Below are 21,020 nucleotides of genomic sequence, written 5' to 3' on the forward strand. Positions count from 1 at the left end.
CCAGATTCAGGACCGGCGCTTGCCCGTGCGAAGCGCCTGCCAGGCGAGCACGACCCAGCCCAGGATCATCAGACTGCCGCCGACCGGCGTCACAGCCCCGAGCCAGCGCGGCCCGCCCAGCGCCATCAGGTACAGCGTACCGGCAAAGATCACCGTGCCCGCCGCCAGCAATGCGGCAGGCAGCAGGCTGCGCGGCAGCCGGGCCGCTCCCAGCGCGACCAGACCGACTGCATGCCACATCTGATATTGCACCGCCGTCTGCCACCAGGCCAGCGCATTGGCGTCGAGCAGGCTGCGCAGGCCGTGCGCGCCGAATGCGCCCAGGGCGACACCGAGCGCGGCGAGCAGGGCGCCGGCGAAGAGGGGGAAGCGTTGGAGATCGTGCATATCGAGCTGTGTTCCTCCGGGCGAGGCAGGGAAGGGTAAGGCGCGGATGTCTGGTTTGACGAGGGTTCTCATGCTGCCGCTCAGGACGCGGGAGCGATCCGCAACGGAATCGTCACTGGCCCGTCGTTGATCAACTGGACTTTCATGTCGGCGGCGAAGCGGCCGGTCTGCACTACTGGATGTGCGGCGCGCGCGCTGGCGACGAAGTGTTCGTACAGTGCCTCGCCGGTGCCCGGATTGGCGGCTTTGCTGAAACTCGGGCGGTTACCGCCGCCGGTGTCCGCCGCCAGCGTGAATTGGCTGACCACCAGCAGACCGCCGGCGACGTCCTGCAGCGAGCAGTTCATCCTGCCGGCCTCGTCGGCGAAGATGCGCAGCTTCAGGATCCTGGCGAGCAGTTTGTCGGCTTCGACCGGCGTGTCGCCGCGCTCGGCGCAGACCAGCGCGAGCAGGCCGGGGCCGATTTCGCCGATGGTTTCGCCATCGACGACGACGCGTGCTTCGGAGACGCGCTGCAGGACTGCGAGCATTTTTCGGGAGTCTTCAGGCCGGCGCCCCGAAGGGCGCCGGGCGTCGATGCACCGCCGGGGTGGCGGTGCTTTCGGTCAGACGGCGGCGAGCGCCTGCTCCAGGTCGGCGATGAGATCGTCGATGTGCTCGATGCCGATCGACAGCCGCACCATGTCGGGCGTCACGCCGGCCTTGGCCAGTTCTTCCGGCGACAGTTGGCGATGGGTGGTGGAGGCCGGGTGGCAGGCGAGCGATTTGGCGTCGCCGATATTGACCAGGCGGGTGAACAGCTTCAGCGCATCCTGGAAGCGGGTGCCGCCTTCGATGCCGCCCCTGTTTCCGTTCCCCTTTACGCCGAAGGACAGGATGCCCGAGGCGCGGCCGCCCATGTACTTCTGCACCAGGGCGTGGTCGGGGTGGTCGGGCAGGCCGGCGTAGTTCACCCATTCCACCTTGGCATGGCTCTTCAGGTACTGCGCCACCTTCACGGCGTTGTCGCAGATGCGGTCCATGCGCAGCGCCAGGGTCTCGATGCCTTGCAGGATCAGGAAGGTGTTGAACGGCGACAGCGCCGCGCCGGTGTTGCGCAGCGGCACCGTCCGGGCACGGCCGATGAAGGCCGCCGGGCCGAGCGCTTCGGTATAGACCACGCCGTGGTAGGACACTTCCGGCTCGTTCAGGCGGCGGAAACGGGCCTTGTGCTCGGCCCACGGGAACTTGCCGGAATCGACGATCACGCCGCCGAGCGAGTTGCCGTGGCCGCCCAGGTACTTGGTCAGCGCGTGCACGACGATGTCGGCGCCGTGCTCGAAGGGGCGGCACAGGTAGGGCGAGGGCACGGTGTTGTCCACGATCAGCGGCACGCCGGCCTTGTGCGCGATCTCGGCCAGGCGGCCGATGTCGGTGATGTTGCCCAGCGGGTTGCCGACCGATTCGCAGTAGATCGCCTTGGTGCGCTCGTCGATCAGCCCGGCGAAGCTGTCGGGGTCGCCGGAGTCGGCGAAGCGCACTTCGATGCCGAACTGGGGCAGGGTGTGGGCGAACAGGTTGTAGGTGCCGCCGTACAGCGCCGTCGCCGAGACGATGTTGTCGCCGGCCTCGGCGATGGTCTGGATGGCATAGGTGATCGCCGACATGCCCGAAGCCACCGCCAGCGCGCCGATGCCGCCTTCCAGCTCGGCCACGCGCTGCTCCAGCACCGCGTTGGTCGGGTTGGTGATTCGGGTGTAGATGTTGCCCGCCACCTTGAGATCGAACAGGTCCGCGCCGTGCTGGGTGTCGTCGAAGGCATAGGACGTGGTCTGGTAGATCGGCACCGCGACGGCCTTGGTCGTGGGATCCGGCGAATAGCCGCCATGCACGGCGATGGTTTCGAGCTTCATGCGAGGGTCTCCCCTTTGGGTGAAAGTGTGGCGAGAGTATAGCGAGGGTGGAAGATGGCGGGGGCGGCACGCCGATCGGGACGAAGCAGCCCTGCTACGGGGCGGTCCGTTCCTGTTCCCAGCGCTGGAAATATTCTTCCATGTGCTTGACGCAGAGCTTGATCTTCGCCGATGAGCTCAGGCGCTCGGGATAGACGGCCCAGATGTTGGCTTCCTGGGTGTATTCGGGCAGTACCGTCACCAATGCGCCGGTCTGCAGGTGGCTGCGTACGTCCCAGATCGAGCGCAGCGTGATGCCATGCCCGCGAACCGCCCAGGCGACGGCGATCTCGCCGTTGTTGGTGACCAGCGAGCCGCGCACCTTGACGTTGTAGTTGCGGCCGCGCCGCGTCAGTTTCCACAGGCCGACCGGATGGTCGCGCTCCTTGATGATCAGGCAGTTGTGCTGCATCAGCGTGCCCAGGTCCGGTGGTGCGCCGTGCTTCTCGATGTACGAGGGCGAGGCGCACAGAACCCGGTGGTTGCGTGCCAGGCGCCTGGCGATGTAGTGCGGCGAGATGACGTCGCCTATGCGGATGTCGAGGTCGATCTTGTTCTGCGCCAGGTCGAGCAGGTGGTCCAGCACGTCCAGCCGGACCTGGATTTCGGGGTATTTGCGCGAGAACTCGGCCAGGCTTTCGCCCACCACCCGGCGGCCGAAGCCGAAGCTGGTGGATACCCTCAGCACGCCGCGCGGCTCGTTGCGCTTGACGCCGAGTTCCTCGTGCAGCTCGATGACGTTGTCGAGGATCCTGCGTCCCAGCTCATACACCTGCTCGCCCTGTTCGGTCAGGGACACATGGCGTGTCGAGCGGTGGAAAAGCTTGCATTCGAGCTGGGCTTCCAGGGTCTGGATGCGCTTCGTGACGTAGGCCGGCGAGGCGCCGAGGCGCTGCGCCGTCTGCGAGAAATTCAGTGTCCGCACCACTTCGCAGAACACCTGCAGGTCTTCGATGGAGAACTTGTTGTTCATGATCCGTAAAAACTGATTTTAATTTCGGCTGCTTGTCCGGCCCTTCCCCGGATCGTACGATGAATTGAACTTATCGATCCATCGAACGACGCAAAGGAAGGGGAAGAGCTTGAACGCGACCGGTCTCTCGCTTGCCGAACTTGCCCGCGGGCTCCGCAGCCGCAGGTTCAGCGCGGTCGAAATCGTCGATCGCTGCCGTGACGCCCATCGGCGCAGCGAGCCGCTGCTGAATGCCTGGAAGACCTGGAACGGCGATGCCGCGCGCCTGCTTGCCCAGTCCGTCGACAAGCTGTTCGACAGCGGGATGGACTTCGGTCCGCTGATGGGCTTGCCCGTGTCGGTGAAGGATCTCTACGGCGTGCCGGGCATGCCGGTGTTCGCCGGCACCGACCAGGCGCTGCCTGCCGCGTGGGAGGCGGCAGGTCCGGTGGCGGGCGCGGTGCTGCGCCAGTTCGGCATCGTGATGGGCAAGACGCATACCGTCGAATTCGCCTTCGGCGGGCTCGGCGTCAATGCGCACTGGGGAACGCCGTTCAATCCCTGGAGTGCCGACGGGCACCGGACACCCGGTGGCTCCAGCTCGGGCGCCGGGGTTTCGCTGGCACAGGGCAGTGCGTTCGTCGCGCTCGGCACCGACACTGCCGGATCGGTGCGGGTGCCGGCGTCGATGACCGGCCAGGTCGGGCTCAAGACCACGCATGGCCGCTGGCCGCTCGAAGGCGTCGTGCCGCTGTCGCCGTCGCTGGACACCGCGGGCCTGCTGACCCGCAGCGTGGAGGACATGGCCTTCGCCTTTGCCGCCGTCGATGCTCTGCTCGGCGGCCGCCGGCCTGCTTGCGCCATGCCGTCGCTGAACGGCCTGCGCCTGGGCGTGGCTGAAAATTTCTTCTGGGACGGGCTCGACCCCGGCATCGGCGAGAGCGTTTCCGCCGCCATCGAGCTTCTGGCGGGTGCGGGAGCGCGCATCGTCCCGGTGCGGGTGCCGCACTGCGACGACGTCTACGAAATCTTCCGCCAGGGCGGACTGGCGGCTTCCGAGCTTGCCGCGTTCATGAACATGGAATTCCCGGCCAGGATCGCCCGCCTCGATCCGGTCGTGCGCGCCCGCGTCGCCGCTGCGGAGCAGGTGTCCTCGGTCGAATACCTGCGCCGCAGGCAGGTGCTGCAGGCCTGCGCGCAGCGGGCGACCGCCGTGTTCGACGACGTCGATGCGCTGCTGGCGCCGACCGTCGCCATCACGCCGCCGCTGCTGGACGGCATTGCCGACGGTGCCGCCTATGCGCGGGCCAACATGATGGCGCTGCGCAATACCGTGATCGGCAATCTGTTCGGCTGGTGCGCGCTGACCCTGCCGGTCGGCTTCGATGCCCGGCGGATGCCGGTCGGCCTGCAACTGATGGGAGCGCCGATGACCGAGGCGCGCCTGATCGGCATCGGCCTGGCGGCCGAGGTGCGGATCGGCCGCGGGCCGGAAATCCTCGGCCATGCGCCGGCCCTTGCCTGAACGGCCCTGCCGTGTTCCACCGGTTTTACTGTGTGTCTGTGTGTTCATCAAGGAGGAGACTCTCATGTCTGCCAACAAGAAAAGCTGGAAGAAGATCGTTGCCGCGTCCCTCGTCGGTGCACTGTTCGCGGGTGCGGCGCATGCCGCGGAGTTCAATTTCACTTTCGCCCACGTGCTGGTCGAAAGCACGCCCAACGCCAAGGCCGCGGTGAAGTTCAAGGAGGAGGTCGAGCGCAACTCGAACGGACGGATCGCGATCAACATCCGTCCTGCGGCGCAACTGGGCGGTGACGTCGAGATCATCGAGCAGACCCAGATGGGGCTGGTGCACATCGCGATTCCGCCGACCGGCAACCTGGCCAACTTCGAGCCGAAGATGTACCTGTTCGACCTGCCTTTCCTGCTCCCCGACACCGCGTCGATGAAGCGTGTGCTCGACGGCGAAGTCGGTCGCGAACTGCTCGACACGCTCGACAAGAGCAACCTGTACGGGGTGAATTTCTGGGGCGCGGGCTTCCGCCACATGACCAACAACGTCCGTCCGATCACCGGGCCGGACGATCTCAAGAACATCAAGATGCGCACCCTGCAGGCGCCGGCGATCCTCGCCACCTACCGTGCCTTCGGCGCCAACCCGACGGCGATGGCCTTCACCGAGGTCTATAACGGCCTGCAGCAGGGCGTCGTCGAAGGCCAGGAGAACCCGCTCGCCAACATCTACTCGATGCGCTTCCACGAAGTGCAGAAGTACATGACGCTGACCGGCCATGCCTACCACACCTATGTCGCGGTTGTGAACAAGGCTGCCTGGAATTCGCTGCCCGACGACCTGAAGCAGGTCATGCGCGATGCCTTCGATGCGGGCCGCGACCATGGGCGCCAGCTCACCGACGACGACGAGGCGCGGATCGTCGCCGAGATCAAGGACAAGATCGAGATCCGCGAACTGACCCCGGAAGGGCGCGCCGCCTTCATCGAGAAGTCGCAGCCGATCTACAAGCAGTTCGAAAACCGGGTGACGCCGGCCCTGCTGGAGAGGGCCGTCAAGGCCGCGGCCGGCAACTGATCCTGGAATCGTGAGAGGGGACGGCAATGCTCGAAGCGCTCAACAAATGCATCGACTGGGTCGAGAACGTGATGATGGTGGTCCTGATGCTGGTCGCCACCATCGTCGCCATCGTCCAGGTCGTGGCGCGGTATGTCTTCAACAATTCCCTTTACTGGTCGGAGGAGCTCATCCTGTATTCGCTGATCACGATGAGCTTTCTCGCCGCCAGCATGGGAGTGAGGTATGCCGCCCACATTGCGGTGGAAATGCTCTACGCTTTTGCCGGGCCCCGGCTCACGCGGGTGCTGAAGTACGTGGCCGCGGTACTCGGCCTGCTGTTTGCCGTTTCGCTGATCCACTATGGCGGGCGCCTCTTCATCAACACGCTGAACATGGGGCAGTTGTCGCCGGCCATGCAGATTCCGGTGGCCTACGTCTATCTGTCGATTCCGATCGCCGGTGCGTTCATGACCCTGCGCTATCTGCTGATCCTGCGGACGCTGTGGAGCGGGCGGGACTACCAGCCGCTGCTGACTTCGATCAGCCCGACGACCTGAGGAGCGCCGAATCGTGATTTCCGCCCTGATTCCGATCTTCTTCAGCTTGCTGCTGTTCGGGCTGCCGATCTTCGCCGCCCTCGCTTTTGCCGTCACCGCGGTGCTGAACGTTTCCGGCGGCATCGACCCGCTGGTGGTGCCGATGCGGATGTTCTCGGGGATGAACAACTTCTCCCTGATGTCCATCCCTTTCTTCATCCTCGCGGCCGAGCTGATGCGCATCGGCGGGCTGCCGGACCGCCTGATCGAACTGGCCAAGGTGCTCATCGGCTGGCTGCCCGGCGGGCTGGCGGCGGCCACGGTGCTGGCCTGCCTGTTCTTCGGCTCGATCTCGGGCTCCAGCCCGGCGACGGTGATCGCCATCGGCACGATCATGTACCCGGCGATGGTCAAGGCGGGCTACGACAAGTATTTCGCCATCGGCCTCATCGCCACCGCCGGCACGCTCGGCCCGATCGTGCCACCGAGCATCGCGCTGATCATTTATGGTTCGGTCACCGGCACCTCGGTGGGCAAGCTGTTCGCGGGCGGCCTGCTGCCCGCGCTGCTGATCGGCAGCCTGCTGATCGGCTACACCACCTGGTATTCGATCCTGCGCAAGTATCCGCGCGACCCTTTCCCGACGCTGCGCCAGATCGGCCATGGCTTCGGGCGCGCGGCCTGGGGCCTGGGCCTGCCGGTGATCCTGCTCGGCGGCATCTACAGCGGCGTGTTCACCCCGACCGAATCGGCGGCGAGCGCATGCCTGTACGGCTGGTTCGTCGGCGCGGTGATCTACCGCAACATCGGCCTGCGCAGCCTGCTCGAGATCCTGCGCAACACCGGCCTGCTGTCGGGCACGCTGCTGCTGATCACCGCGGGCGCATCGGCTTTCTCCTGGCTCCTGGCCTCGACCGGCACGCCGACCCAGATCGCCACCCAGGTGCTGTCGAGCACCGATTCGCCGCTGCTGATCATGCTGCTGTTCAACGTGATCATGCTGGTCGCCGGCTGCTTCCTCGACAGCGCCTCCGCGATCATCATCCTGGCGCCGCTGATGCAGCCGATCGCCGCGCAGGTGGGTGTCGATGCGGTGCATTTCGGCATCATCACCCTGGTCAACCTCTCGGTGGGCATGCTGACGCCGCCGGTGGGCCTGAACCTGTTCGTCGCCATGGGCATCGCCAGGATGACGCTGTACGAGATCTTCCGCGCGGCCCTGCCCACCATCGCCCTGATGCTGATCGCGCTGCTGCTGGTGACCTACGTTCCGACGATCAGCATGCTGCTGCCCAACACCCTGTATTGAGGATGTCGATGAAAACCATCCATCTGCTATCGACCGGCGGCACCATCGCCAGCGCGCCGGGCCAGGACGGGCGCGACATTTCCGGCGCACTGCCCGGCGAGGCGCTGGTGCAGGCGCTGGCCCTGGGCAGCGAGATCCGGCTCGAAGTGCATTCGGTGCTGCAGAAGCCGAGCAATGCGATCGACGCCGGCGACTGGGCACTGATCGCCCGCGAGTGCGCCGCGCTGATGGCCTCGGGGAAGGCCGACGGCATCGTCGTCAGCCACGGCACCGACACCCTGGAGGACACCGCCTACTACCTGGAATGCGTGCTCGACACGAGCCGGGCGCCGGTGGTGGTGACCGGCGCCCAGCGCGTGCCGCATGCATTGGGCAGCGATGCCTACATCAACCTCCGGCGCGCGATCGAGGCCGCGGCCGACGATGCCTGCCGCGGCCTGGGCGTGCTGGTCGCCTTCAACGAGTCGCTCTACGGCGCAAGCTTCGTGCGCAAGGTGAGCAGCTTCCGGCTCGATGGCTTCGATGCGCCCGGCCTGGGCTGCCTGGGCTTCATCGACAACGGCCGCGTCGCGCTGCTGCAGTATCCGGCGCGCCAGCCGCGCCTGGGCCACGCAGCGCCGCTGCCCAGGGTGGACATCGTCCCGGCCTATGGCGGCGCGGCCGCCGCCATGCTGGCGGCCGTTGTCGCCAGCGGCCCGGCAGGGCTGGTGCTCGATGGCGTGGGGCGCGGCCATGTGCCGCCGGAATGGATGCCGGTGCTGCGCGAGGCCATCGCCGGCGGCCTGGCGGTGCTCGTGTGCAGCAGCACACTGCATGGCGCCACCCACCAGAGCTACCAGTTCGCGGGTTCGCTGCACGAGCTCGAACAGGCGGGCGCGCTCGCCGTGGCCCATCTTTCGGCACGCAAGGCCCGCATCCGGCTGGCGGTCGCCCTGGCCGGGGGCATGAGGGCGCCAGAGGCATTGCGACAAGCATTCACCTGGCAGCGCGAGCGCTGCTGAACCTCTCGACAAGGAAGAAAAAATGTCCGCACTCAAGATCGCCGTCATTCCGGGGGACGGAATCGGCAAGGAAGTGATGCCCGAAGCGATGCGCGCGCTGGACGTGCTGTGCCAGCGCCACGGCCTCGAACTGGCGTTCGAGCATTTCGACTGGGCCTGCGCCGAGTACTACCGGCAGCACGGCGACATGCTGCCGCCGGACTGGTTCGAGCGCCTGAAGGGCTTCGACGCGATCCTGTTCGGCGCCGTCGGCTGGCCCGACGTGGTGCCGGACCACGTCTCGCTGTGGGGCTCATTGCTGAAGTTCCGCCGCGAGTTCGACCAGTACATCAACCTCCGCCCGGTGCGGCTGATGCCGGGCGTGCCGTGCCCGCTGGCCGGCAAGAAGCCGGGCGACATCGACTTCATGGTCGTGCGCGAGAACACCGAAGGCGAATACACCGACCTCGGCGGCCGCATCTACGGCGGCACCGAGCGCGAGATCGTCATCCAGGAATCGGTCTTCTCGCGCCACGGCGTCGACCGCGTGCTGGAATTCGCCTTCCAGCTCGCCGCCCGGCGCGAGCGCAAGCACCTGACTTCGGCAACCAAGTCGAACGGCATCGCGATCAGCATGCCGTACTGGGACGAGCGCCTGGAAACCGTCGCCGCGGCCCACCCCGACGTGCGCTGGGACAAGTACCACATCGACATCCTGTCGGCGCGCTTCGTGCTGTCGCCGGAGCGCTTCGACGTGGTGGTGGCGTCCAACCTGTTCGGCGACATCCTGTCCGACCTCGGGCCCGCCTGCACCGGCACCATCGGCATCGCGCCGTCGGCCAACCTCAACCCCGAGCGCCGTTTCCCCTCGCTGTTCGAGCCGGTGCACGGTTCCGCGCCGGACATCTACGGCCGCAACATCGCCAACCCGGTCGGCATGATCTGGTCGGCGGCGCTGATGCTCGAATTCCTCGGCGAACGCCAGCCCGCCTGCGCGGCGGCGGCGCAGGAACTGCTGCGCGCGATCGAGCAGGTGCTGGAGCACGGCCCGCGCACGCCGGACCTGGGCGGTAATGCGGATACGACGGTGATGGGCAAGGCGATCGCTGACATCCTCGAGCAAGCCTGAGGAAAGGCGCGGCAATTGCTGATCGCATCTGGCGGGTAGCGGCTGGGGGCGCCAGTCCCCAGCGGAGATCAGCGAATCAGCTTGAACAGCGACGAGACCTGCTTCTGGTGTTCCGCAAGCTTGAAGACCTCAGGCCGGTAGGGGCCGAGCCACTCGAGCACTTCACGGCTCTCTGCCCGGCGAGGCGTGCGCTTGGCGTCGAGGATGCGATAGTAGCCATGAACGCCGCCGCAATCTTCAGGCGGGCATGCCCGCCCGCCTTCGAGCAGTGCGGCCGGTTTGCGCAGGGGGGCGCTCGGCAGCCGCTTCTCGATCGTGATGTGATGGTGCCACGCATCGCCGAAGTCGTAGATGTAGGTGAAGCTTCTGCGGCGGCCGATCACTTGGCCGAGTTCGACATGCTCGCCGGGCAGTGTGTCGCTGAAGGGGAGGCCGTGGTCTCCGCTGGTACTGATGCGGTGATCGCCGACCTTGAATTCGTGCAGGTGCGCATCTTCCCAGCCCATGGCGCACTGGATCACGTGATGGAGCGCTTCGAAAGTCAGCGTGTTCTCCACTTCGACGCGGCGCCATATCGGCGGATCGATGCCTTCCAGCGCGATGTGCAGCAACAACCGGCGTTGCGGATAGTCCTGGGGAAGATCAGCGAGTGGGTCGTCGAGGCGATTTGCCAGCAAGGCATGCAAGCTCTCGATCAGATGCCGGTTGTCCTGTTCCGGATCCCGAGCCAGTTTGGCCGTCCAGTATTCGACCCGGGCGCATGCGTCGGCGTCCCGGCCTTCAGCCAGCAGCAGCAGCACTTCGAGCTGCGGCAAGGAGCTGTCGTTCGGGGTGAGACGTTGGGCCTCGTTGAATGCCCGCCAGGCGCCCTGGCGGTCACCGCGGTCGGAGCAGAGGGTTGCCTCGCGCTGCAGCGCAGCGCTGCGCAGTTGGCGGTCCGGTGATGTCTTCAGCCGTGCGACCAAGTCTTGCCGTGCCTCATCCTGCTGGAGCTCCAGGTAGCAGTTCATAAGAACGGTGAAGGCATCTTCGGCGCGTTCGTCGAGCTTGCTGACGTCGGCGAAAAGGGGGCCGAGCAAGCTGAGTACGTCGCCGAAGCGACCTGCGTGAAACCAGTGATCGGCAACGAAGGCGAGATGCTGAGGCGGAGCACCGAGCGCGGCAACTTCAGCCAGGCGGGATTTTGGCAGGTGCTCGAGCACGCGTGCCAGCATTTCTTCGGGCGGGAGCATCAGGTTCATGCCGGCATGATCGCCGGCGCCGCAGCATTGCTTGTATTTGCGCTGCGAGCCGCAGGGGCAAGGTGTGTTGCGCTCGGGGCGAGCCAGTTTCCGCGGGTGGAAGTGCTTGTCCGGAATCGGGGTTGCATTCCAGAGATCGTAGGCGATCTGGGTGGCCAGGCCGCGAGCGGTACGATCCAGATCGGCTTTCGTGCTCGGGACGCCTGCCTGAGCGATGATGGCCGCAGCCAGTCGATGCAGGGCCCGCTGCAAGTGGGCCAGCAGGGCAGGGAAGTCGTTCGACTCGAGAATGACGCCTACGGCGCTGTCCAGCGCATCTTCCAACAAGGTCTGCAGGGTCTGGTCGGAGCCGGCTGCGCGGGTAGGGGTGTTCATGGGGCCTCGATATCGATGGATGGCGGTTTCCGGCCTTCACCGGTTTTCGGAACGGGCGAGACCTTAGCGCCAAACGCCGCATTTCGTCCACGTGATTCTTGGTTGCCGGGAGTGAGGAGAATGGGTGGAACCAAGCATGACGCGATGCAAGACGCCAATCGGGTTTGGGCCGGCTCGGCCCGAACGATATTCTTGCTTGCCGGGTCGATGGCCAAGCCTTGACCCGCATCATTTTCCCCCGCCGGGCGCTCGGCTCTAATGGGCTCCACACAGGAGAGCCCTCATGTTCCGTATCGCCAACTTCATCCGCGAACTCGATCAACCCACGCCGGTCGGCCCGCGCCGCAATCCGCCCGGCCCGGTGGTCATCTGGAACCTGATCCGGCGCTGCAACCTGACCTGCGAGCACTGCTACTCGATTTCGGCCGACAAGGATTTCCCCGGCGAGCTGAACACCGCCGAGGTGTTCAAGGTCATGGACGACCTGAAGGCAGCGCGGGTGCCGGTGCTGATCCTGTCGGGCGGCGAGCCGCTGCTGCGGCCGGACATCTTCGACATCGCCCGCCGCGCCAAGTCGATGGGCTTCTACACCGCGCTGTCGTCCAACGGCACGCTGATCGACGCCTCGAACATCGATGCGATCGACGACATCGGCTTCGACTACGTCGGCGTCAGTCTGGACGGCATCGGCGCCACGCACGACCATTTCCGCCGCAAGCAGGGTGCTTTCGAGGCCTCGATGGCGGGCATCCGGCTGTGTCTGCAGCGCGGCATCAAGGTCGGTGTGCGCTACACCATGACCGAAGGCAATGCCCACGACCTGCCGGCGCTGCTGAAGCTGGTCGAAGACGAAGGCATCGACAAGTTCTATTTCTCGCATCTCAACTATGCCGGCCGCGGCAACAAGAACCGCGCGGGCGACGCCCGCCACCGCACCACGCGCGAGGCGATGGAGCTGCTGTTCGAGACCTGTCTGGAGCTGCACCGGCGTGGCATCGAGAAGGATTTCGTCACCGGCAACAACGATGCCGACGGGCCTTTCCTGCTGCAGTGGGTGCAGCGCCGCTTCCCCGATCGTGCCTCGCACATCGAGGCCAAGCTGCGCCAGTGGGGCGGCAACGCCAGCGGCGTGAATGTGGCCAACATCGACAACCTCGGCATCGTGCATCCGGACACGATGTGGTGGCACGTGCCGCTGGGTGACGTGCGCAAGCGTGCCTTCGGCGAGATCTGGAACGATCTGGACAATCCCTTGCTGGCCGGCCTGAAGCAGCATCCGCGCGTGCTTGAAGGCCGCTGCGGCGGCTGCCGCTATCTGGACATCTGCAACGGCAGCTCGCGCGTGCGCGCCTCGCAGATCACCGGCAACCCGTGGGCGGAAGATCCGGGCTGTTATCTGGACGACGACGAGATCGGCTTCGCCGGCGGCGGCGGGCGCGTCGTCACCACACCCTGGACGCGTATCGCGAAGGTGCCGGCATGAGCAAGAATTCCTGCGCCCGCAGCAATACAGCGGCCCTGCCTGCTGAGGGGGTGTTTTCGTTCCGGGGCAGTCCGGCGATGAAGGCGTCGTTGAGCGCGATCCTGTTCGGTGCCGCGATGCTGGCGGCCGGAAGCGGTCATGCAGCCGACGCGGGCCGCCCTGACGTTTCCGCGCTGTACGCCCAGCATTGCGCTGCCTGCCACGCGCCCGACCGCCTGGGCGGCATGGGGCCGGCGCTGCTGCCGGACAACCTGTCCCGCCTGCGCAAGCCCGAGGCGCTGAAGATCGTCGCCGAGGGGCGCACCGCGACGCAGATGCTGGGTTTCGCCGAGCAGTTGAGCAAGGACGAGATCGCCGCGCTGGTCGACTGGATCTACAGTCCGGTCGAGCCGCCGCCGCGCTGGACGGACGACGACATCCGTGCCTCCTGGATCCAGCACGTCGATCCGGCCACACTGTCCGACAAGCCGGTGTTCGATGCCGATCCGATGAACGTCTTCCTCGTCGTCGAAGGTGGCGACCACCACGTCAGCGTGCTGGACGGCGACAGGCTCGAGCCCATCCATCGCTTCCAGTCGCGCTTCGCGCTGCACGGCGGTCCGAAGTTCGCCGCCGACGGGCGCTACGTGTTCTTCGGCTCGCGCGACGGCTGGATCACCAAGTATGACCTGTGGAACCTGAAGGTGGTGGCCGAGGTGAGGGCGGGCATCAACACCCGCAACGTCGCCGCGTCGCCGGACGGCAAGCACGTGGCGGTGGCCAACTACCTGCCCAACACGCTGGTGCTGCTCAACGGCGACCTGAACCTGGTCAAGACGATCGCCGCCACCGACCGCGACGGCAAGCACAGCTCGCGCGTCTCGGCGGTGTATGACGCCACGCCGCGCCAGTCCTTCATCGCTGCGCTGAAGGACGTGCCGGAAGTGTGGGAGATCAGCTACACCAGGGCGGTGGAAGACATCCCCACCGGCTTCATCCACGACTACGCGCAGAAAGAGGGCAGCTTCATCCCCGGCTACCTGAACCCGCGCCGCACCATCCTGCAGGAAGTGCTGGACGATTTCTTCTTTACCCAGGACTACGCCGAGCTGATGGGCGCCTCGCGCGAAGGCGTCGGCCAGGTGGTCAACCTCGACATCCGCCGCAAGATCGCCGACCTGCCGCTGGACGGCATGCCGCACCTGGGTTCGGGCATCACCTGGGAATGGACCGGCACCGACGGCAAGCCGCGCACGGTGATGGCGAGCACCAACCTGAAGGCTGGCGAAGTCACGGTGATCGACATGAAGACCTGGGAGGTCATCAAGCGCATCCCCACCCGCGGCCCCGGCTTCTTCCTGCGCAGCCACGCCAACAGCCGCTATGCTTTCGTCGATTCGATGATGAGCCCGCAGGCCAAGCACATCCTGCAGATCATCGACAAGCAGACGCTGGAAGTGGTCAAGGAGATCACCGGCGAACCGGGCAAGACCCTGGCGCACGTCGAGTTCACCCGCGACGGCCGCTACGCGCTGGCCAGCCTGTGGGAAGACGAGGGCGCGGTCATCGTCTATGACGCGCAGACCCTGGAAGAAGTGAAACGCCTGCCGATGAGAAAGCCGGTGGGCAAATACAATGTGTGGAACAAGATCACACGTGAAGAGGGCACCAGCCACTGAGTGCCCCGTAATCCCTGACGAAGAATGAAGCCATGGCCCTGATACCCCTCGAAGAACCGACCACCAAACGCATCCCGCCCGACACCTTCTCGCTGTGGGCGCTGGCCTTCCGCCCCTTCTACCTGCTGGCCGCGGCCTTCGCGGCGATTGCCGTGCCGATATGGGTGGTGGTCTTTTCCGGTGCGCTGCAGACGCCGATTCCCGGCATGTGGTGGCACGCGCACGAGATGATCTTCGGCTTTGCGGTAGCGGTCATCATCGGTTTCCTGTTCACCGCCGGGCGAAACTGGACCGGGCTGGACACGCCGTCCGGCGGCCAACTCGCGGCGCTGGCCGCGCTGTGGCTGGCTGGCCGGCTGGCGATGGCCTTCGGCAGCGGCGTGTGGGTGGCGGTGGTCGATCTCGCCTTCCTGCCGGTGGCCGCGGCGCTGCTGCTGCGGGTGCTGGTAAGGGCCAAGAGCAAGCGCAACTACTTCGTCGGCGTGCTGCCGGGCCTGCTGGCGCTGGCCAACCTGGTGTTCCACCTCGCGGTGCTGGGCGTCATCGGCGCCGACCCGCTGGCGGCGATGCATCTCGCGCTGGGGCTGATCGTGGTGCTGGAAACCATCATCGGCGGGCGCGTGATTCCGATGTTCACGTTCAACGTGATCCAGGGCATCAAGCAGTGGCGCGACAAGCGCCTGGACTGGGCGGCCGCCATCGCCACCGGTATCGCGCTGCTGCTGTGGGCGGCCGGGGCGGGCGCCTGGGCCGCCGTGCTGTCCTTCGCCGCCGCCGTGTTCCAAGGCTTGCGCGTCGGCGGCTGGAACCCGTGGGCCACGCGCAAGGTGCCGCTGCTGTGGATCCTGCACCTGTCCTACACGTGGATTCCCATCGGCCTGGCCCTGATCGGCCTGGCGCAGCTCGGCCTGCTGCCGCGCACCGCCGGCATCCATGCGCTGGCGATCGGTGCCACCGGCGGGCTCATCATCGGCATGATCACCCGCACTGCGCTCGGCCACACTGGCCGCATGCTGGCGGCCGGGCCGCTCGAAACCGCCGCCTATGCGCTGGTGCAGCTTGCGGCGCTGACCCGCGTGCTGACCGTGGCCGCGGTCCCCATCGCCGCCACCGGCGGCATCCACGCCGCCGCCACGCTGTGGGCGCTCGGCTTCCTGCTCTACCTGTGGCGCTATACGCCGTTCCTGCTGAAAGCGCGGGTGGACGGCAAGGAAGGCTGAAGAAAATCCGGCAGGCTGGGGGTGGCGCCTGGCTCTCGAAGCGAGAGGGGTACCCAGGCGCTGTCCCGATGCAGCGGGTCGGCTTGGTGCTGTACCTGGCCGGGGAAAGGGTGCCGAGCACCCTGCCTAGAGATCCGGGGCACGTGCGGGGGCATCGGCGAACCGCTGCCCCCGCGCAGCGTCTACCGCGTCTCAGTCGCGGACCTTGGCGATTTCGGCCTGGGCCGCTTCGAAGATTTCCTGGCCGGCTTCCTGCGAGAAGGCGGACCACAACGGCATCGAAGCTTCGCGCATCCGCGTACGCTCCGCGGCGCTGATCTCATTGACTGCCAGGCCTTTCGCCGTCATTTGCGCGATGGCGCTGAGCTCCTGCTCCCGGGCCACGTTGCGCTGGTAGCTGCGGGCATCGGCGGCGGCCTGCATCAGCAGCTTCCGGTCGTCCTCGGAGAGCTTGTCCCAGAACTTCTTGCTGGCGAGCGGAATGAACGCACCGTAAGTGTGACGCGTCAGCGAGAGGTACTTCTGGACCTCGTCGAGGCGCAGTGCCGCGGTCACCGCCGCAGTCGTGCCCTGGCCGTCCACCGTGCGGGTCTCGAGCGCGGTGTACAGTTCGGGAACCGCCAGGGGTACAGGAGTCGCCCCCAGAACCTTGATCGACTCCTGGGAGATCCTGGCCTGGATGGCTCGTAGCTTGAGGCCGTTGAAATCTTCCAGCTTGGCGATCGGACGGCGCGAGTTGGTGAAGTTGAAGAAGCCGTTCTCCCAGAACGCCAGGCCCACCAGGCCCTTTTCCGGCAGGCTGTCGAGCAGGCGCTGGCCCACCGGACCGTCGAGCACGGCCTCGACTTCTTTCTCGCTGTCGAACAGGAAGGGATAATCGAGCACTTCGAAGTCCTTGATCATGCCGGTGAGCGTGGTGGTCTGGGGCACGACGAACTGGATGCTGCCGCCCTGCAGGGCGGAGGTGACCTGGACGTCGTTGCCGAGCGCGGCGTTGTAATAAGGCCTGATGTTGATCCGGCCCTGGCTGCGCTCCTTGACGAGTTCGACGAACTTCGCCACGCCCTGGCCCTGATGCGAGGACTCCTGCAGGGTGACGGCGAACTTGGCCGTGATTTCCGCCGCGGCGGCGGATCCTGCGAGCAGGGCGCCACAAGCGAGCGATGCGGCGAGAAGCGCCGATCCGAGTTTGGTATTCATGTGAGTCTCCTCCTGTTGGAACGGAAGTGGGGGTGGGGTGAATCAGCGCCACCAGCCTGCCGGCACGGTGACGAATGCGGGGAACAGCAGCAGCAGGACCACGATCATGGTCTCGGCGACGAGGAACGGAAGCACCCCGCGTATCGCACGCTCCACGGATACCTTGCCGATGGAAGCGATCACGTTGAGCACCACGCCGACGGGCGGGGTGATCATGCCGATTGCGGCGGTCATGATGAAAACCACGCCGAAGTAGACCGGATCCACCCCCGCTTGATGGATGATCGGCATGAACACCGGGGTCAGGATCAGGATGATCGGGATGAAGTCCAGCACCATGCCGAGCAGGAAGGCGACCAGCACCATTGCCGCGACCAGCATCCCGGGGCTGCCGGCAAAGGGTTCGAGCCATGCGCCGATCTGGTCGGGGACGTCGGCGATCGTGATCATGTAGGACGCCACCATCGCCATTGCCACCAGGATCAGCACCACGGCCGAGGTCCGCGCCGCGATCAGCAGGCAGTGGTAGATCGATTGCAGGTTCAGTTCGCGATACACCACGAGACCGACGAAGAGCGCGTAGAAGGCCGCGACCACCGCTGCCTCGGTGGGCGTGAAGATGCCCATCTTGAGGCCGCCGATGATGATCACGGGCATCATCATCGCCCACACTCCGCGCCCGAGCGCGCGCATGCGATCGGGCCAGGGCGTCCTCGGCGCCGGAGTGAAGGCATCGCGCCGCGACACCCACCACCACGCCACCACCAGGGAGATGGCCATCATGGCGCCGGGTGCGATCCCTGCCATGAAGAGTTGAGTGATCGAGACGTTGGCGACCACACCGAACAGCAGGAAGCCGATCGACGGCGGGATCACCGGCGCGATGATTCCGCCTGCGGCGATCAGCCCGCACGAGCGCTCGGTGTTGTAGCCCGCCTCGCGCATCATCGGCACGAGCAGGGCGCCGAGCGCTGCGGTATCGGCCACGGCCGATCCGGACAGGCTCGCCAGCACCAGCGCGGCCATGATCGCGACGTAGCCCAGGCCGCCGCGCAGATGCCCGACGAAGGCCATCGCCATGTCCACGATGCGGCGCGACAAGCCGCCCGCGTTCATGAACTCGCCCGCCAGGATGAAGAAGGGCACCGCCATCAGGATGAAGTTGTCCGCGCCGCCGACCGCATTCTGCGCGACCACCTGCGGATCGAACTCGCCGAGGAAGAGCATCAACAGCACGGCGCTGATCAGCACTGCGAAGGCAATCGGCATGCCCAGGAGCATCGCCCCGAGCAGCCCGCCGACAAATACTGTTGCCGTCATTTTCCGGCTCCCTTGTGCTTGTTCTGTTCGAAGGCTTCGGCTTCTTCCGCGAGCAGGCCGAGCTCCTCGTCGATGCGATCTTCCATTTGGCGGATCAGCACGAGTTCCTCCGGAGCGTGCGGCCGGGTCACGGCGTCGAAGATGTTGTATGCGATGCTGATCGCCATGCCGATGCCGAACACCACGGCGGCGGCATAAAGCCAGGCATAGGAGATCCCGAGCACCGGATAGGTGTTGTCGAGGTTGATGATCGTCTGCGACCAGCCGCCGATGACGAAGAGGGCGCAGCAGGCGAGCATCAGCACGCCAGAAAGGCAGAGGAAGATCTTCTTCCAGCGCGGCGAAAGACGGCGCACGAGCGCGTCGAAGCCGATGTGGGCGTGCTCGCGGGAGGCGAGGATGGCCCCCAGAAAGATGACCCAGACGAATAGAAGGCGTGCCAGTTCGTCCGACAGGGCGAGCCCCGAGTCGAACACATAGCGCAGGATCACGTTGCCGAAGACCAGGATCGCCATCAGTGCAAGGCTGACGACGAGAACCAGCTCCAGTGTTCGTGTGACCATTCGGGTCAGACGATCGAAAAACATGCTGTTCTCCTTGCGTCCCGGCGGCGCGGCGGCCCTCGCCGGCAGCCGGGAACGGTCTGCCCCCGCATCGCGGCCGTGAGCCTGGACGCGGGGGCGCTGGCGGATGTCAAAGATCCTGGCCGGCGGCCTCGATCATGGTGTTGAAGCGGTCGGCATCACCGAGCGCCTCGGCGGCGAGGATGGCCAGTTTGACGAGGAACAGTTCGGCGTGCTGTGGCGTTGCCGCGTCGATTGCGAGCGCCAGCTTGTCGTAGATGCGCTCGAGTTCTTGGATGGAAAGATTGGTCATGTTCAGTTCTCAGTCAGGAATTGCCGAGCACGGTATTCAGGGCCGCGCGCAGGCGATCGGGAGACAGGTTCTTCCAGCGTGCGCAGACATGCTGGTCGGGACGCACCAGATAGGCCGCACCGTCGGCGAGCACGCCGTACTTCTCCCAGAAGTGCCCGCTTTCATTGCCGAATGCCGCATCGGCGCCTTCCACCGCCTGCTTCCGGCCGCGGCGGACCACGATGATCCGCACGGGCACGCCGCGCGCGCGCAAGGCCTCGACTTCGGCGAGGATCGGAGCGGGCACCGCGTCGATCTCGGCGAACATCAACAGGTGCAGCGCGGGGCCGAAGTGGTCGAAGAGGAAGCCGTCGCTGCCGAGGCGGACATTCATCAAGGGCGCGCCGTCCGCCGGGCCGGCGTGGAACAGCGCGTTGTCGTCGCCGAGGCTGTTGAGCATCGAATCGGAATACTCGTGCGGCCGCGAGGTCCGCCAGTGGAACAGCGGGCGGACGAAATCGTGCTTCAGGGACAGCACTGCGTCGCGCAGCAGGCGGAAACCATCCGAGGGCGGTGTCATGAAACGGATGCTCTTGCCCGCCTCGTCGATGATCTCGCGCGCGGCCTTCACCCGTTCCGCCGAGTAGCTGCGCAACAGCTTCTCCGTCCCCCAGCCCTGGATCGCGAATGCGAGCTTCCAGCTCAGGTCGAAGCCGTCCTGGAAGCCGGTGTTCGCGCCCCGCACGCCGAAGATCGGCAGGATGTGCGCGGCGTCGCCGGTAAAGATCACCCGGCCATGCACGTAGTCAGGGAGGGTCAGGGTGCGCGCGGAGTAAACCGAGCACCAGTCCATTTCCCACTCCGGCTCCTCGACGCCGATCATCCTCAGCTGGGCGTCGATGCGCGCCTTCAGCGAGTCGGGCTGCAGCGCCTGCTCCGGGGTCTCGTCCGCCGGCAGCTGGTAATCCACCCGCCAGATGTTGCCCGGCTCCCGGTGCATCAGCACCGTGTTGCCCGGGTTCCAGGACGGATCGAAGAAGGCCAGGCGTTCGGTGGGCAGATCGACGTCGATGCGGATGTCGGCGATGACGAAGCGGCCTTCGTAGGAAGCGCCCTCGAGACCCAGACCCATCATCGTGCGGATCACCGAGCGGGCGCCGTCGGCGGCCACCAGCCAGTCGGTCTCGAGGGTGTACGGGCCGGCCGGCGTGTCGATCTCGACCCGCGCGTGATCCGCTGCCTGCTCGACGCCGAGCACCTTGTTGCCCCAGCGCAGCTCGATCAGCGGATGAGCCTCGGCGGCATCGACCAGAAACTCCTCCAGATACTGCTGCTGGAGGTTGATCATCGGGTAGTAACGATCGTCCGCGTCATGCGGCGCTTCCATGCGGAACACGCGCTGGCCGCGGTAGAACGAATTGCCGAAGCGCCAGGGCAGGCCCGCCGCACTGATCCGGTCGGCCACCCCCGCTTGTTGCAGGATTTCCATGGAGCGGCGGGTGAACACGATCGCCCGGCTGCCCTCCGAGACCTGCTGCTCGGATTCGAGCAGCACGGAAGGCACCCCGTAGCGCGCCAATGTCAGCGCCGTGGTCAGGCCGACAGGACCGCCGCCGACGATCACGACGCGCTTGCGTTCTTCCGGCCCCGAGGGAAGGCGGGCAGGGTAGATGCGGTAGTTATAGTAGACTCGATATTTGGCTGATGCATCGTTTCTTGTCTCCTGAATGTTCAACTGCGAGCGACACTGCAAACTTGGCGGTGCCGTTTTCGGGATGGAGCGGAGGCCGGCACTGTTTTGTCGTGCCGGACCGCTCCCGCCCCCGGTCATTCATTGCCGGGGCGAAGGTTTTGCACGGCCGTTCAGCCGG

At 66.1% G+C, this 21,020-nt stretch carries 19 protein-coding genes; 9 read left to right on the forward strand and 10 right to left on the reverse strand.

Annotation, left to right across the window (positions count from 1 at the left end):
* Positions 1-6: 6 nt before the first annotated feature.
* The 4 genes from TBU01S_RS15475 to TBU01S_RS15490 all read right to left on the reverse strand — a co-directional run bounded on the left by TBU01S_RS15475 (position 7) and on the right by TBU01S_RS15490 (position 3,291).
* The gene (locus tag TBU01S_RS15475) at positions 7-387 is read right to left on the reverse strand and encodes a DUF423 domain-containing protein (RefSeq protein WP_068637718.1); all 381 of its coding nucleotides are present in this window, start codon (positions 385-387) and stop codon (positions 7-9) included.
* 80 nt (positions 388-467) lie between these two features.
* Positions 468-917 (reverse strand): D-aminoacyl-tRNA deacylase, encoded by a 450-nt coding sequence (gene dtd / locus TBU01S_RS15480; protein WP_068637720.1) that lies wholly within the window; start codon positions 915-917, stop codon positions 468-470.
* A 75-nt stretch (positions 918-992) separates the two neighbouring features.
* Positions 993-2,279 (reverse strand): O-acetylhomoserine aminocarboxypropyltransferase/cysteine synthase family protein, encoded by a 1,287-nt coding sequence (locus tag TBU01S_RS15485; protein ID WP_068637722.1) that lies wholly within the window; start codon positions 2,277-2,279, stop codon positions 993-995.
* A gap of 94 nt (positions 2,280-2,373) precedes the next feature.
* On the reverse strand, positions 2,374-3,291 hold the full coding sequence (locus tag TBU01S_RS15490; RefSeq protein ID WP_068637724.1) for a LysR substrate-binding domain-containing protein: 918 nt from the start codon (positions 3,289-3,291) through the stop codon (positions 2,374-2,376).
* Positions 3,292-3,400: 109 nt separating this feature from the next.
* Here TBU01S_RS15490 and TBU01S_RS15495 point away from each other — a divergent pair, with 109 nt between their 5' ends.
* The 6 genes from TBU01S_RS15495 (at position 3,401) to TBU01S_RS15520 (ending at position 9,797) form a co-directional block, all read left to right on the forward strand.
* Positions 3,401-4,795: an amidase gene (locus TBU01S_RS15495; RefSeq protein ID WP_068637726.1), complete on the forward strand. Its 1,395-nt coding sequence runs from the start codon at positions 3,401-3,403 to the stop codon at positions 4,793-4,795.
* 64 nt (positions 4,796-4,859) lie between these two features.
* Positions 4,860-5,861 (forward strand): DctP family TRAP transporter solute-binding subunit, encoded by a 1,002-nt coding sequence (locus TBU01S_RS15500; protein ID WP_068637728.1) that lies wholly within the window; start codon positions 4,860-4,862, stop codon positions 5,859-5,861.
* Positions 5,862-5,887: 26 nt separating this feature from the next.
* Positions 5,888-6,400, forward strand: a complete 513-nt coding sequence (locus TBU01S_RS15505) for a TRAP transporter small permease (RefSeq protein ID WP_068637730.1) — start codon at positions 5,888-5,890, stop codon at positions 6,398-6,400.
* A 13-nt stretch (positions 6,401-6,413) separates the two neighbouring features.
* On the forward strand, positions 6,414-7,688 hold the full coding sequence (locus tag TBU01S_RS15510; protein ID WP_068637740.1) for a TRAP transporter large permease: 1,275 nt from the start codon (positions 6,414-6,416) through the stop codon (positions 7,686-7,688).
* A gap of 8 nt (positions 7,689-7,696) precedes the next feature.
* Complete coding sequence (locus TBU01S_RS15515; protein ID WP_157659162.1) at positions 7,697-8,689, forward strand: asparaginase; 993 nt, start codon at positions 7,697-7,699, stop codon at positions 8,687-8,689.
* Between the two features lie 22 nt (positions 8,690-8,711).
* Entirely contained in the window at positions 8,712-9,797 is a 1,086-nt protein-coding gene (locus TBU01S_RS15520) for a tartrate dehydrogenase (RefSeq protein WP_068637744.1), read from the forward strand.
* Between the two features lie 68 nt (positions 9,798-9,865).
* On the opposite strand, the gene TBU01S_RS15525 is transcribed toward TBU01S_RS15520, so the two are convergent.
* Positions 9,866-11,362, reverse strand: a complete 1,497-nt coding sequence (locus TBU01S_RS15525) for an IS1096 element passenger TnpR family protein (protein WP_245650935.1) — start codon at positions 11,360-11,362, stop codon at positions 9,866-9,868.
* Between the two features lie 334 nt (positions 11,363-11,696).
* Here TBU01S_RS15525 and nirJ point away from each other — a divergent pair, with 334 nt between their 5' ends.
* From nirJ to TBU01S_RS15540, 3 genes are all read left to right on the forward strand, one after another.
* A complete protein-coding gene (gene nirJ / locus TBU01S_RS15530) occupies positions 11,697-12,896 on the forward strand; it encodes a heme d1 biosynthesis radical SAM protein NirJ (RefSeq protein WP_068637747.1) in 1,200 nt (399 codons plus the stop codon).
* A gap of 116 nt (positions 12,897-13,012) precedes the next feature.
* Positions 13,013-14,554 carry a cytochrome D1 domain-containing protein gene (locus TBU01S_RS15535; protein ID WP_245650937.1) on the forward strand — a complete coding sequence of 514 codons (1,542 nt, stop codon included), beginning with the start codon at positions 13,013-13,015 and terminating at the stop codon, positions 14,552-14,554.
* 32 nt (positions 14,555-14,586) lie between these two features.
* Positions 14,587-15,774 carry an NnrS family protein gene (locus TBU01S_RS15540; RefSeq protein WP_068637749.1) on the forward strand — a complete coding sequence of 396 codons (1,188 nt, stop codon included), beginning with the start codon at positions 14,587-14,589 and terminating at the stop codon, positions 15,772-15,774.
* A 192-nt stretch (positions 15,775-15,966) separates the two neighbouring features.
* On the opposite strand, the gene TBU01S_RS15545 is transcribed toward TBU01S_RS15540, so the two are convergent.
* The 5 genes from TBU01S_RS15545 to TBU01S_RS15565 all read right to left on the reverse strand — a co-directional run bounded on the left by TBU01S_RS15545 (position 15,967) and on the right by TBU01S_RS15565 (position 20,980).
* Positions 15,967-16,974, reverse strand: a complete 1,008-nt coding sequence (locus tag TBU01S_RS15545) for a DctP family TRAP transporter solute-binding subunit (protein WP_068637751.1) — start codon at positions 16,972-16,974, stop codon at positions 15,967-15,969.
* Positions 16,975-17,016: 42 nt separating this feature from the next.
* Positions 17,017-18,294: a TRAP transporter large permease gene (locus tag TBU01S_RS15550; protein WP_068637753.1), complete on the reverse strand. Its 1,278-nt coding sequence runs from the start codon at positions 18,292-18,294 to the stop codon at positions 17,017-17,019.
* Positions 18,291-18,881: a TRAP transporter small permease gene (locus tag TBU01S_RS15555; protein ID WP_068637756.1), complete on the reverse strand. Its 591-nt coding sequence runs from the start codon at positions 18,879-18,881 to the stop codon at positions 18,291-18,293. The genes TBU01S_RS15550 and TBU01S_RS15555 overlap by 4 nt, the downstream gene beginning before the upstream one ends.
* Before the next feature lie 106 nt (positions 18,882-18,987).
* On the reverse strand, positions 18,988-19,170 hold the full coding sequence (locus TBU01S_RS15560; RefSeq protein WP_068637758.1) for a hypothetical protein: 183 nt from the start codon (positions 19,168-19,170) through the stop codon (positions 18,988-18,990).
* Positions 19,171-19,183: 13 nt separating this feature from the next.
* Complete coding sequence (locus TBU01S_RS15565; protein WP_083953643.1) at positions 19,184-20,980, reverse strand: FAD-dependent monooxygenase; 1,797 nt, start codon at positions 20,978-20,980, stop codon at positions 19,184-19,186.
* Positions 20,981-21,020: the final 40 nt, after the last annotated feature.

Source organism: Thauera butanivorans NBRC 103042, from assembly GCF_001591165.1.
Taxonomy (GTDB): Bacteria; Pseudomonadota; Gammaproteobacteria; order Burkholderiales; family Rhodocyclaceae; genus Thauera; species Thauera butanivorans.